The sequence below is a fragment of the Streptomyces lincolnensis genome, from assembly GCF_021173675.1.
GTDB lineage: Bacteria > Actinomycetota > Actinomycetes > Streptomycetales > Streptomycetaceae > Streptomyces > Streptomyces lincolnensis_B.
This window is the reverse complement of record NZ_JAIHON010000029.1, coordinates 20461-32248: the sequence shown is the minus strand read 5'-3', so window position 1 is coordinate 32248 and position 11788 is coordinate 20461. Positions and strand designations below refer to the sequence as shown.

General features: G+C 73.5%; 13 protein-coding genes. 5 read left to right on the top strand and 8 right to left on the bottom strand.

Going from position 1 to position 11788, the window contains the following annotated elements:
- Nucleotides 1-37 precede the first annotated feature (37 nt).
- The 4 genes from K4B79_RS46550 (at nucleotide 38) to K4B79_RS46535 (ending at nucleotide 3116) form a co-directional block, all read left to right on the top strand.
- Nucleotides 38-868 carry an aldo/keto reductase gene (locus tag K4B79_RS46550; RefSeq protein WP_232033541.1) on the top strand — a complete coding sequence of 277 codons (831 nt, stop codon included), beginning with the start codon at nucleotides 38-40 and terminating at the stop codon, nucleotides 866-868.
- Between the two features lie 59 nt (nucleotides 869-927).
- Nucleotides 928-1542 carry a DNA polymerase ligase N-terminal domain-containing protein gene (locus tag K4B79_RS46545; protein ID WP_232033540.1) on the top strand — a complete coding sequence of 205 codons (615 nt, stop codon included), beginning with the start codon at nucleotides 928-930 and terminating at the stop codon, nucleotides 1540-1542.
- A 5-nt stretch (nucleotides 1543-1547) separates the two neighbouring features.
- Complete coding sequence (gene ligD, locus K4B79_RS46540) at nucleotides 1548-2567, top strand: non-homologous end-joining DNA ligase (protein WP_232033539.1); 1020 nt, start codon at nucleotides 1548-1550, stop codon at nucleotides 2565-2567.
- Between the two features lie 111 nt (nucleotides 2568-2678).
- Nucleotides 2679-3116: a cupin domain-containing protein gene (locus K4B79_RS46535; RefSeq protein ID WP_232033567.1), complete on the top strand. Its 438-nt coding sequence runs from the start codon at nucleotides 2679-2681 to the stop codon at nucleotides 3114-3116.
- Between the two features lie 15 nt (nucleotides 3117-3131).
- On the opposite strand, the gene K4B79_RS46530 is transcribed toward K4B79_RS46535, so the two are convergent.
- The 4 genes from K4B79_RS46530 to K4B79_RS46515 form a co-directional block, all read right to left on the bottom strand.
- On the bottom strand, nucleotides 3132-5477 hold the full coding sequence (locus tag K4B79_RS46530) for a SpoIIE family protein phosphatase (RefSeq protein WP_232033538.1): 2346 nt from the start codon (nucleotides 5475-5477) through the stop codon (nucleotides 3132-3134).
- Nucleotides 5478-5541: 64 nt separating this feature from the next.
- On the bottom strand, nucleotides 5542-6009 hold the full coding sequence (locus tag K4B79_RS46525; protein ID WP_269464796.1) for a peroxiredoxin: 468 nt from the start codon (nucleotides 6007-6009) through the stop codon (nucleotides 5542-5544).
- Nucleotides 6006-6386 (bottom strand): MauE/DoxX family redox-associated membrane protein, encoded by a 381-nt coding sequence (locus tag K4B79_RS46520; protein ID WP_232033537.1) that lies wholly within the window; start codon nucleotides 6384-6386, stop codon nucleotides 6006-6008. The genes K4B79_RS46525 and K4B79_RS46520 overlap by 4 nt, the downstream gene beginning before the upstream one ends.
- Before the next feature lie 77 nt (nucleotides 6387-6463).
- Nucleotides 6464-7234, bottom strand: a complete 771-nt coding sequence (locus tag K4B79_RS46515; RefSeq protein ID WP_374208597.1) for an AraC family transcriptional regulator — start codon at nucleotides 7232-7234, stop codon at nucleotides 6464-6466.
- Between the two features lie 81 nt (nucleotides 7235-7315).
- Between K4B79_RS46515 and K4B79_RS46510 the strand changes: the two genes are divergently transcribed.
- Nucleotides 7316-8470, top strand: a complete 1155-nt coding sequence (locus tag K4B79_RS46510) for an MFS transporter (protein WP_232033564.1) — start codon at nucleotides 7316-7318, stop codon at nucleotides 8468-8470.
- Nucleotides 8471-8476: 6 nt separating this feature from the next.
- On the opposite strand, the gene K4B79_RS46505 is transcribed toward K4B79_RS46510, so the two are convergent.
- From K4B79_RS46505 to K4B79_RS46490, 4 genes are all read right to left on the bottom strand, one after another.
- Entirely contained in the window at nucleotides 8477-8992 is a 516-nt protein-coding gene (locus K4B79_RS46505) for a MarR family winged helix-turn-helix transcriptional regulator (RefSeq protein ID WP_232033536.1), read from the bottom strand.
- Nucleotides 8993-9112: 120 nt separating this feature from the next.
- Nucleotides 9113-10300, bottom strand: a complete 1188-nt coding sequence (locus K4B79_RS46500) for an NAD(P)/FAD-dependent oxidoreductase (protein ID WP_232033535.1) — start codon at nucleotides 10298-10300, stop codon at nucleotides 9113-9115.
- The gene (locus K4B79_RS46495) at nucleotides 10297-10491 is read right to left on the bottom strand and encodes a ferredoxin (RefSeq protein ID WP_232033563.1); all 195 of its coding nucleotides are present in this window, start codon (nucleotides 10489-10491) and stop codon (nucleotides 10297-10299) included. Before K4B79_RS46495 ends, K4B79_RS46500 begins: the two co-directional genes overlap by 4 nt.
- A gap of 53 nt (nucleotides 10492-10544) precedes the next feature.
- Entirely contained in the window at nucleotides 10545-11777 is a 1233-nt protein-coding gene (locus K4B79_RS46490) for a cytochrome P450 (RefSeq protein ID WP_232033534.1), read from the bottom strand.
- Nucleotides 11778-11788: the final 11 nt, after the last annotated feature.

Here is an 11788-nt window from a genome sequence, read left to right as displayed (position 1 = left end):
CGCTGGAGGGACGACACAGCCGAGGGAAGGTCCCGCAGTGATCAGCATTCCGACCCACCCGCTCAACGACGGCACGAGGCTCCCCGGGCTCGGCCTCGGCACCTGGCCGATGGACGACACGCAGGCCGAGCAGGCCGTCCGCGGCGCCCTGGACCTGGGCTACCGCCTCGTGGACACGGCGACGAACTACCGCAACGAGACCGGCGTCGGCCGGGGCGTGGCCGGCAGCGAGGTGCCCCGCGAGGAGATCGTCGTCACGACGAAGCTGCCCGGCCGGCACCACGGCTACGAGGAGACCCTCGCCTCCTTCGAGGAGTCCCGCGCCCGCCTCGGCCTGGAGTACGTGGATCTGTATCTGATCCACTGGCCGCTCCCCCGGGTCGACAAGTACGTCGACTCGTGGAAGGCCATGATCAAGCTCCGTGAGGACGGCCTCGTGCGGTCGATCGGCGTCTCGAACTTCACGGCCGCGCACATCGAGCGCCTGGAGAAGGAGACCGGCGTCCTGCCCTCGGTCAACCAGATCGAGCTGCATCCCCTGCTCCCCCAGGACGACCTGCGTGCCTTCCACTCGGACAAGGGCATCGTCACCGAGAGCTGGAGTCCGCTGGGCCGGGGCTCGGACCTGCTGCGGGACCCGGCCGTGGGCCGTGCCGCCGACGCGCACGGGGTCACGCCCGGCCAGGTGATCCTGCGCTGGCACCTCCAGCTCGGCGCCGTGCCGATCCCCAAGTCCGGGGATCCGGAGCGGCAGCGCGCCAACCTCGACGTCTTCGGCTTCGAGCTGGACCAGGCCCAGGTCAAGGCGATCGGCGACCGGGCTCACCGGCGTCTCGGCGGCGATCCGGAGAGCCACGAGGAGTTCTGACCTGCGGGAGGGGTACCCGGGGCCGGCGGGGTTGTCGGGGTCGTGGGAAGGAGCCGCACGTGAGTGAGCGACCGCGGGACAGTGAGCGTCTGCGGGACTACCACGCCAAGCGTGACTTCGACCGGACCCGCGAGCCCGAGGGACGGGCGGGGGTCACCGGTGCGGAGCCCCGGTTCGTCGTGCAGATCCATGACGCGAGCACGATGCACTTCGACTTCCGTCTTCAGGTCGGCGACGTGCTGAAGTCCTGGTCGATCCCGAAGGGCCCGTCCGACATCCCCAAGGACAAGCGGCTGGCTGTGCCCACCGAGGACCATCCCCTGGAGTACGAGGAGTTCGAGGGGGTGATCCCGGAGGGCGAGTACGGCGGCGGGACGGTGATCGTCTGGGATCACGGCACCTACGAGCCGCTGAGCCACGACCGCCAGGGGCGCCCGGTGGACTTCGCCGAGTCGATCGAGCACGGCCACGCCACGTTCCGGCTGCACGGCTCGAAGCTGCGCGGCACGTACGCCCTGACCCGCTTCCGCGGCGACGACGACGAGTCCTGGCTGCTGGTGAAGAAGGCGGAGGGGCGCGCCGGCGGCCACGGCGCCCCCGACCCCCGACGGGCCCGGTCCGTACGCTCCGGCCGCACGCTCTCCCAGGTCGCGGCGGACGACCGTAAGAAGTGACCGCGATGACCGGCCTCCTGGACACCGTGCCCGCCGGGCAGCGGAGGCTGCTGCGCGAGGCACCCCCGGGAGCCGATCTCGCCGCGCGGCCGATGCTCGCGACGCTTAGCGACCGGCGGGACTTTCCCGCCGAGGAGGAATGGGTCTTCGAACGGAAGCTGGACGGCGTGCGGATGCTGGCCGTGCGGGAGGACCGACGGGTCGCGCTGCTGTCGCGCACCGGGCGGCGCCTGAACGACACCTACCCCGAGATCGTCGACGCGCTCGCCGCCCAGTCGTGCCGGGACTTCACCATCGACGGTGAGATCGTCGCGTTCTCCCGCGGTCGCACCGACTTCTCGCGGCTCCAGCAGCGGATGGGCCTGACCCGGCGGCAGGACGTCGAGGCGAGCGGGGTCGCCGTGACGTACTACGTCTTCGACCTGCTGCGTCTGGAGGGCCGGGACACCACCCGGCTGTCGCTGAGGACCCGCAAGTCCCTGCTGCGCCGCGCGCTGACGCCCCGCGCCCCGCTCCGGACGACCTCCCACCGCAACGCGGGCGGCGCCGAGCTGCTGGCCGCCTCATGTGCCCGGGGCTGGGAGGGGCTGATCGCCAAGCGTGCCGACAGTGCCTATCAGCCCCGCCGGTCCACGGACTGGCTCAAGCTCAAGTGCGCCCAGGGACAGGAGTTCGTGGTCGGCGGGTTCACCGAGCCGGCCGGCAGCCGGGTGGGCCTCGGAGCGCTGTTGCCGGGCTACTACGGGCCGGGCGGCGGGCTGCGGTACGCGGGCAAGGTGGGTACGGGGTTCGACCGGCCGACGCTGCTGGAGCTGCGGGAGCGGCTCGACGGGCTGCGGGTGTCCGCCTCGCCGTTCGACGGGCCGGTGCGGGAGGCGGGCGCGCGGTGGGCCGAGCCGGAGCTGGTCGCGCAGATCGCGTTCACCGAGTGGACCCGGGACGGCATGCTGCGGCACCCGCGGTTCCTCGGGCTGCGGGACGACAAGAAGCCGGGCGAGGTGGTGCGGGAGCGGGCGGCCGCCTGAACGCCGGTCGCTGCCCCCGGATCCTGGGATTCCGGCCCCAACTGCCCTTGTGGGCCTCTAAGTTCAGTCCGGCACATGCTTGACACACCGCGGCTCCAGGAGGCCTCCCGCATGCGTACCGCGTTCCGTACCGCCGTGACGTCCGGGGCGGTGGCCGTCACCACCGTCCTGGCCTGTTCCACCGCCCAGGCGACCCCGCCGGGGCCGGGTGTCACCGGCAGGGTGATCAGCCAGACCACCGTCGGCGGCACGGACTACATCCTGCGGGAGGTCTCGATCCCGCCCGGCCAGGCCACCGGCTGGCACTACCACGACGGCCCTCTCTACGCCTACGTGCAGCGGGGCACGCTCAGCCACTTCGACTCCACGTGCGCCTCCGACGGCGTCTACCCCAAGGGCAGTGCGGTCCAGGAGCCGGCCGGGCCGGGCAACGTCCACATCGGCCGCAACCTGGGCGACACCACCGTCGTCCTCGACGTGCTCTATGTGCTGCCGCACGGTGCGCCCTTCTCGCAGGACGCGCCCAATCCGGGCTGCTCGTTCGAGTGACCCGGGGGCGGGTGCTCACAGCGACGGCGGCTCCAGTGACTGCTCCGCCCAGATCGTCTTGCCGCGGGGCGTCTGCCGGCTCCCCCACCGCTGGGTGAGCTGGGCGACCAGGAGCAGGCCCCGGCCGCCCTCGTCGAAGGCGTGGGCGCGGCGCAGGTGCGGTGAGGTGGAACTGCCGTCGGAGACCTCGCAGATGAGGGTGCGGTCACGGATCAGCCGCAGCCGGATGGGCGGGGCGCCGTAGCGGATCGCGTTGGTGACCAGTTCGCTGACGACCAGTTCGGTGACGAAGGCGGCCTCGTCCAGGCCCCACGCGGTGAGCTGCTCGGTGGCCGCCTGCCGGGTCGCGGCCACGTGGGCGGGGTCCGGCGGGACGTCCCAGGTGGCCACGCGGTCCGCGCCCAGCGCCCGGGTGCGGGCCAGCAGCAGCGCCACGTCGTCACCGGGTTCCTCCGGCAGGACGGCCTTGAGGACGGTGTCGCACAGGGCGTCGAGGGTGTCGGTGCGCGCGGTCAGGGCGCGGCAGAGTTCCTCGGTGGAATGGTCGACGTCGCGGTCACGGTCCTCGATGAGCCCGTCGGTGTACAGGGCGACGACGGAGCCCTCGGGCACCTCCAGCTCGGTCGCCTCGAAGGGCAGGCCGCCGACACCGAGCGGCGGTCCCGCGGACAGCGGGACGAGCCGTGAGGTGCCGTCGGGCAGCACCAGGGCGGGCGGCGGATGGCCGGCGGAGGCCAGGGTGAGGCGGCGGGAGACCGGGTCGTAGACCGCGTACAGGCAGGTGGCGCCCAGCTCCGCGACCTCCTCGTCCCGGTCGTCGGAGGCGAGGTGGGTGACCAGGTCGTCGAGGTGGGTGAGGAGCTCGTCGGGCGGCAGGTCCACGTCGGCGAGGGTGCGGACGGCCGTGCACAGCCGGCCCATGGTCGCCGAGGAGGGGATGCCGTGTCCGACGACGTCGCCGACGACCAGGGCGACCCGGCTGCCGGAGAGCGGGATCACGTCGAACCAGTCGCCGCCGATCCCGGCCAGCGAACCGGAGGGCAGATAGCGGTGGGCGACCTCCACGACCGCCTGTCCGGGCAGGCCCCGGGGCAGCAGGCTGTGCTGGAGGGCGAGGGCGGTGGTGCGTTCCCGGGCGAAGCGGCGGGCGTTGTCGATGCAGACGGCGGCGCGGCTGGCGAGTTCCTCGCCGAGGACGGCGTCGTCCGCGTCGTAGTCGTCCGGGTGGGCGATGCGGACGGCCACCATGACGCCCAGCGTGGTGCCGCGGGCCCGCAGCGGGACCGTGAGGAGGGAGTGCGCGCCGGCGCGGTGGCGGCGGCCGGCGGGGGCCTGGGCGTTGCGGGAGGCGACCCAGCGCATGAAGTCCGGCTCGCCCGCCCGCCTGCGCACCGCCCTCCCCTGCCTGAGGGCCTGGGCGGGCGGCGAGTAGGCGGGGTAGACGTCGGCCGCGCCCAGGTGCACGGCCGCCTCCGGGGTGCCCTCGGTGCCGGAGCCGTGGGCGACGCGGCGCAGCACGATGTCGCCGTCGAGCACGGTCGGGGGTTCGTCCGTCCCGAGGACCCATTCGAGCAGGTCGACGCTGACGAAGTCGGCGTACTGGGGGACGAGGAGTTCCACCAGTTCCTCGGCGGTGCGGGTCACGTCGAGGGTGGTGCCGATGCGGGCCGCCGCGGTGTTCAGCAGTGCCAGCCGTTGCCGGGCCCAGTACTGGTCGCTGCTGTCGAGGGCCGCGAGGGCGACACCGGTCACCCGGCCGGACTCGTCGCGGACGGGCCACATCTCGGTGCTCCAGGCGTGCTCCCGGTTGAGGGCGGGCGCTCCCGTGAAGCTCTCGTAGTGGACCGGGCGCCCGGTCTCGGCCACCTGGCGGAGCTTGTCGTGGAAGCCCCGGCTGTGCTCGGCGTCCTCCACGGTCTCCGGGAAGTCGCGGCCGAGCAGGGTCTCCTCGGAGACGCCCATGACCCGGCAGGCCGTGTCGTTCAGGCGCAGATAGCGCTGGCGGGTGTCGAAGACCGACATCGACACCGAGGCCTGCTGGAAGGCCCGTCCGGCCAGGGTGGTCTCGGGGCCGCCCGCCGGGTCGGCGGTGATCACATAGCCGCTCGGCGCGCCGTCCGCGCCGAGCACGGGACACGCCCGCACGGCGAGGGTGAGGGGGGAGCCGTCCCGGCGCCGCAGCACGACGGCGCCGGTCAGCGCCGTCACGGCCTGCTCCGACGGGTCCGCGGCGAGCAGCTCCCGGGCCGCGCGTCCCACGACCTCCTCGGCCGGGTATCCCGTCAGCTGCCGGGCACCCTCGCTCCACCCCGTCAGGATGCCGTGGGCATCCATGGTCGCCGCAGCGGAGACGTGCTCCATATCGTCCAGGATGGTCTCTTTGTCAGACCGCATCAAGCGAAACGCGGCAACCGGGGCACCGCTGTCACTTCCGGCGATCGCGCAGCGCTTCGAGGGCCCGGTCGGCGTGGGTGTTCATCCGCAACTCGCTGCGCACGACGTCCAGCACTGTCCGGTCCTCGGCTATGACGAAGGTGGCGCGTTTGGTGGGTGCGAGGGAGAAGCCCCGCTTCACTCCGAACCGTTCCCGTATCGCGCCGTCGGCGTCGGACAGCAGGGGCATGCCGAGCGTGTGGCGTCCGGAGAACTCCTGCTGGCGTTCGACGGGGTCGCCGCTGACGCCGACGGGCCGGGCGCCGACGGCGGCGAACTCGGCGGCCAGATCGCGGAAGTGGCAGGCCTCCGCGGTGCAGCCCGGGGTCAGGGCGGCCGGGTAGAAGAACAGCACGACGGGTCCGTCGGCGAGCAGCTCGGACAGGCTGCGGGCGGTGCCGGTCTCGTCCGGCAGGGTGAAGTCCTCGACCGTGTCACCGACCTCGATGCGGGCGCTCATGACCGGCCCTCCGCGTTCGCGGCGACCCCGCGTGCCCACAGGACGAGCGGCACCTGGAGCGGGAGGCGGCCGAGGGCGGCGGCCTTCTGCGGGGCGGGGCGGTCGCGCCAGTCGAGGGCCATCTTCACGTTGGCGGGAAATACGCCGACGAAGAAGGCGGCCGTGGCCAGCGCGGCCGTGCGCCGGGTGCGCGGCAGTGCCACCCCCGCGGCCAGCGCCAGTTCGGCGGCGCCGCTCGCGTAGGTCCAGGTCCGGGGTGCGCCCGGCAGGCCGCGCGGCACGATCGCGTCGAACTGGCGTGGGGCGGTGAAGTGGGCGACCCCCGCGGCGGCCAACAGGCCCGCCAGCAACAGGGGTGAGCGTTCGGACCGGGACACGGTTCCTCCTCAGATGGCCTGCCGCGCGATATTACTGGGGCGTAGAGACCCGGTGGCGGGCAGGGCCGTTTCGCGGCTCAGGACCGGCGGTTGTGGGTGCCGGGCGTATAGCCGAACGCGCGGTGGAACACGTCGATGAAGGCGCTCGCGGAGGACCAGCCGCAGCGGTGGGCGACGGTGGTGACGGGGATGTCGTCGGCCAGCATGCGCAGGGCGTGGTAGAGGCGCGACTGGGTGCGCCACTGCGGGAAGGTCATGCCGAACTCGCGGCGGAAGAGGCGGCTGAGGGTGCGTTCGCCGACGCCGGTCGCCGCGCCCAGGGCGGCGAGGGTGCGGACGTCGGCGGGGTCGGCGTGGACGATCCGGCAGACGGCGGCCAGCCGGGGGTCGCTCGGAGTCGGCAGGCGCAGGGGCTGTTGCGGCGAGGCGTGCAGCTGGTCGCGCAGGACGCCGAGCAGACGGCGGCGTTCGGGGCCGTCGTCGTCGGGGTCGCGGGTGTAGGCCAGGATCAGTTCGCGCAGCAGGGGGCCGACGGCGAGGACGGTCGGGGTGTCCAGGCCGAGGGGGTTGTCGTCGGTGGGCAGGCCGACCAGGTGCAGGTCGAGCCGGCCGTGGGCGCGGTGGGCGTGCACGGTGCCGGCGGGGACCCAGATGGCGCGGGTGCCGGGCGCGAACCAGGTGCCGGCGTCGGTGGTGACGGCGAGCACTCCGGATCCCGCGTAGACGATCTGGTGGTCGTCGTGGCGGTGGGCGTCGATGCGGTCCCCGGCGGCCAGGTACTGGGCGCGGGTGGGCGCCGCGGGGGTGTGACGGGCGGCCGGGACGGAGCCGTGGCGGATGTTCGGCACAAAGCGGCAGATTATCGGAAGCGGGCCCACGGGCCGTCCCGCGACGATCGGCGGGTGTCCAAGAACCGAGCCATCACGCTGATGTCCCTGGGGCATGCCTGTGTGGACGTCTACCAGGGGGCGGTGGCCGCCCTGGTGCCCTTCTTCGTCACCGAGCGTGCCTACACCTATGCCGCCGCCTCGGCGATCGTCCTGGCCGCGTCCTTGTTGTCGTCGGTGGTGCAGCCGTTGTTCGGGGCGCTCACCGACCGGTGGGCGATGCCGTGGCTGCTGCCGGTGAGCGCGCTGACGGCCGGCGTCGGAGTCGCGGCGAGCGGGGTGGGCGGCTCCTACGCGCTCACCCTGGCGGCGGTCGGCGTGTCGGGGATCGGGGTGGCCGCCTACCACCCGGAGGCGGCGCGGGCCGCCCGGGCCGCCGCGGGCGGGGGCAACTCGGGGATGGGCTGGTTCGCTCTCGGCGGCAACGTCGGTTTCGCCCTGGCACCCCTGCTCGTGGCCGCCGTGGTCGCGACCGGCGGTCTGCGCGCCTCTCCCCTGCTGGTCGTCCCCGCCGTGGCCGGAGCGGTGCTGTGCGCGGCGGCGACGCGTGCGACGAGGGCCCGCGCCGAGGCCGGCCGCGGGCCCGAGGCCGTCGGCCGCGACGACTGGGGCTCGTTCCTGCGCCTGTCCGGTGCCCTTGTCTGCCGGTCGGTCGTCTTCGTCGGTCTGAGCGTCTTCGTGCCGTTGTACGTCCGCGAGCGGACCGGCGGCGGGGACGTGGCCGGGACGGTCGCGCTGTGCGTGCTCTACGCCGGGGGCGCGGTGGGCACGCTGGTCGGGGGGCGGCTGGCGGACCGGTACGGCCGGGTGGCGGTCGTGCGGTGGTCGTACTCGCTGACGGTGCTCGCCGTGGCCGGAGTGGTGCCGGCACCCGGCTGGGCCGTCCACCTGTTCGTGGCGCTCACGTCCGCCGGGCTGTACGTCCCGTTCTCGCTGCACGTGACGCTCGGGCAGGACTTCCTGCCCCGGCGGGTGGGGACCGCGAGCGGTGTGACCCTGGGGCTGACCGTGAGTGTCGGGGGTCTCGCCGCGCCGGCGCTCGGGGCGCTGGCCGACGCGACGTCGCTGCGGGTCGCGCTGGTGCCGCTGGTGGCCCTGCCCGCTCTGGGCAGGCTGCTGCTGTGCGGGCTGCGCGAGCCCGCGCCGCCGGGGGAACCGGTGCCGGCTCCTGGTGTCCCCCGCACGGCCTCGAAGTGAGGGAACTCAGGCCTTGGGGGCGGCGGGCTGCTGCTCGGTGTCCTCGTCGACGGCGTGGGCGAGGAAGTCGTCGACCATACGGTGGAAGAGGCCGGCCAGCCGGCGCAGGTCCTCGGGGGACCAGTCGGCCAGGGCCATCTGCATGCCCCGGGAGCTGGCGTTGCGGACCCGCTCGACGGCCTCCTCGCCGGTGTCCGTGAGCTCGATGCGCTGGGCCCGGCGGTCGTGGGGGTCGGGGACGCGGGTCACATAGCCGGACCTCTCCAGCTGCTGCACCGTGCGCGTGACATGGGAGGCCTCCACGCCCAGGCTGTTGGCCAGCTCCCCCGGCCGCATCGGTTCGGAGTCGGCGACCTGGCGCAGCAGCGCCACGGCGGCACGGTCGAGCGGGACCTGGGCCAGGGCCATCAGCCGGTCGTGCTGCCGGGCGCGGGTGCTCAGGTAGGTGATGCGGGTGAGCGCCCGCTCGATCTCGGTCACTTCCGGCGACGCGGGGCCCTCGGGGAGCGGTGGTGTGGACATGGGATCCACTTTACCATCTTGTTGCGTAACTCAAGTAACTTGCCGTTCCGCGTCGGCGCCCCACCGCACGGGAGGGTATCGGCCCGGCCCCGGGAGGGCCGTGCCGCGGTCCGGAAAGGCTCACGAGGCCTTGGTCATCGGGACCTCCGTGCGGACGGCGTCGTGCCAGGCCGCGCGCGCCGCGATCGCCTGCCGCCACTGCCGGACCACCTTGGGCGGCATGCCGACGGCGAGGGCGCCGGTGACGCGGTCGCCGGTGCGGTACACGGCGACGAACCGGCGCTCCGCCAGGTCGCCGTCGACGACGGCGACCTCGTCGTGGCCGCGGAGACGGCCGTACGCCTGGATCTTCATGTCGTACTGGTCGGACCAGAAGTACGGCACCGGCGCGAAGGGTCTTCCCGCCCCGGGGGCCAGGAGGTTGCGGGCGGCGGCCATGCCCTGTTCGGCGGCGTGGGTGCGGTGCTCGATGCGCATCGCGGTGCCGAACAGCGGGTTGTACCAGCGGGCCACGTCACCGGCGGCGTAGACGTTCCGCGCGGCCGCGCAGTACTCGTCGCACACCACGCCGTCCCCGACGGCGAGGCCGCTGCCCACGAGCCACTCCGTGTTGGGCACGGAGCCGACGGCGACCAACACCTCGTCGGCGGCGATCCGTTCACCGTCCGCGAGCCGTACGCCGTCCCCGGCCACCTCGGTCACGCCGACCCCGCAGCGCAGGTCCACGCCCCGCTCCCGGTGGGCGCTCGTCAGCACCTCGCCGACCTCGGTGCCGACGGCGTGGGCCAGCGGCACGGGGGCGGGTTCGAGGAGCGTGACCTCGCAGCCGAGCCGCCAGGCCACGGCGGCGGCCTCCGCTCCTAGGAACCCGGCACCCACCACGACCAGCCGCCGCCCCGGCGCGAGCCGGTCCCGCAGGGCGAGCGCGTCGTCGAGGCCGCGCAGGACGTGGGCGCCCCCGCCGGGCAGTCTGCGCGACCGGACGCCGGTGGCCACGATCAGTCCGTCGTACGGCAGGACCGATCCGTCGGCCAACTCCACCGTGCGGCCCGCCGGTTCGAGGCCGGTGGCCGCGACGCCGAGGCGCAGGTCGAGGTCGAGCGCGGCCAGGGCGTCGTCGGCGCGCAGGGCCAGCCGGTCGGGCTCCCACTCCCCGGCCAGGATCTGCTTCGACAGGGGCGGGCGGTCGTAGGGCGCCAGTGGTTCGTCCCCGACGAGGGTGAGCGTGCCGTCGTAGCCCTCCCGGCGGAGGGTCTCGACCGCCGCGAGTCCGGCGGCCGAGGCACCGACGACGACGATCCGCCTCACTGCTCGACCAGCCGGATGGCGGCGGCCGGGCAGACCGCGACGGCCTCTTTGACGTCGTCGAGGAGTTCGTCGGCGGGTCGGTCCTCCAGCAGGATCGCGATGCCGTCGTCGTCCTGGTCGAAGACGTCCGTCGCGGCGAGCACGCACTGTCCGGACGCGACGCACTTGTCGGCTTCCAGCTCCACCTTCATGGCCATTCCCTTCGTCACACGTGGCTCTCGGTCGTTCACGGGGCGGGAAGCCGTCACCAGCTGACGGGCAGTTCGTGCACGCCGTAGATGAACGCGTCGTTCTTGAACCGGACGTCCTCCAGGGCGCAGGCCGGCTTGAGCGTCGGGATGCGCTTGTAGAGGGTGCCGTAGACGACCTGGAGTTCCATCCGGGCCAGGGGCTGGCCCAGGCACTGGTGGACGCCGAACCCGAAGGCGACGTGGCGGCGGGCGTCGCGGGTGAGGTCGAGCCGGTCGGGGTCGGGGAAGACCTCGGGGTCGCGGTTGGCGATCTCGTTGGCCATGATGACGCCCTCGCCGGCCCTGAGGACCTGGCCGCCGATCTCGATGTCCCCGGTCACCGCGCGACGCCGTCCCAGGTGGGTGATGTGCAGGTAGCGCAGCAGTTCCTCGACCGCGCCCGCGACGAACTTCGGGTCGTCGTTCTCGCGCAGCAGGGCGAGCTGGTCGGGGTTGCGGAGGAGGGCGAGGGTGCCGAGGGCGATCATGTTCGCGGTGGTCTCGTGGCCCGCGATCAGCAGGAGCAGGGCCATCTCCGTGGCCTGCTGGTGGTCGATCTCACCGGCCGTGACGCGTCCGGCGATGCTGGAGAGCAGGTCGTCCCGGGGCTCGGCGAGCCGCTTGCCGATGAGGGCGGCGAGGTACCCGGCGACCTCCCTGCTGGCCCGTCCCCGCTGCTCGGGGGTGGCGTCCCGGTGGACCATGGTCTTGGTGTTGTCCTGGAAGAAGGCGTGGTCGTCGTAGGGGACGCCGAGCAGTTCGCAGATCACCAGGGAGGGGACCGGCAGGGCGAACTCCTCCACGAGGTCCACCGGTCCCGGCCTGCCGAGCAGTCCGTCGATCAGGTCGTCCACGATCTTCTGCACGGCGGGCCGCAGGGCCTCCACGCGCTTGATGGCGAACGGTGCCGTCACCATCCGGCGCAGCCGGGCGTGCTCGGGGTCGTCCATCATGATGAAGCCGAGCTTTCCCTCGCCGCCCTCGGGCGAGGCCTTGGTCGGGTAGCCGGGGCTGTCGGTGTCCGCGCTGACCCGGGGGTCGCCGAGGACGGTGCGCTGGTCCGCGTACCGGGTCACGAGCCACGGCTCGCTGCCGTCCCACAGCCGCACCTTCGTCACCGGTGCCTGCTCCTGGAGGTCCTTCAGGGCGGGGGGCGGGTCGAAGGGGCAGCGGGCCTCGCGGGGCATCGGGAACTCGGGGAGGGGCTGCGGTGTCCCGGACGCGGGTCCGGCCAGGGTGTCGGCCATGGTTCTCCTCG

Coding starts and splice junctions, on each gene's coding strand:
- K4B79_RS46495 (WP_232033563.1), bottom strand. CDS start 10,491: ATGAAGGTGGAGCTGGAAGCCGACAAGTGCGTCGCGTCCGGACAGTGC.
- K4B79_RS46505 (WP_232033536.1), bottom strand. CDS start 8,992: ATGTCCACACCACCGCTCCCCGAGGGCCCCGCGTCGCCGGAAGTGACC.
- K4B79_RS46525 (WP_269464796.1), bottom strand. CDS start 6,009: ATGAGCGCCCGCATCGAGGTCGGTGACACGGTCGAGGACTTCACCCTG.
- K4B79_RS46530 (WP_232033538.1), bottom strand. CDS start 5,477: ATGGAGCACGTCTCCGCTGCGGCGACCATGGATGCCCACGGCATCCTG.
- K4B79_RS46490 (WP_232033534.1), bottom strand. CDS start 11,777: ATGGCCGACACCCTGGCCGGACCCGCGTCCGGGACACCGCAGCCCCTC.
- K4B79_RS46510 (WP_232033564.1), top strand. CDS start 7,316: ATGTCCCTGGGGCATGCCTGTGTGGACGTCTACCAGGGGGCGGTGGCC.
- K4B79_RS46535 (WP_232033567.1), top strand. CDS start 2,679: ATGCGTACCGCGTTCCGTACCGCCGTGACGTCCGGGGCGGTGGCCGTC.
- ligD (WP_232033539.1), top strand. CDS start 1,548: ATGACCGGCCTCCTGGACACCGTGCCCGCCGGGCAGCGGAGGCTGCTG.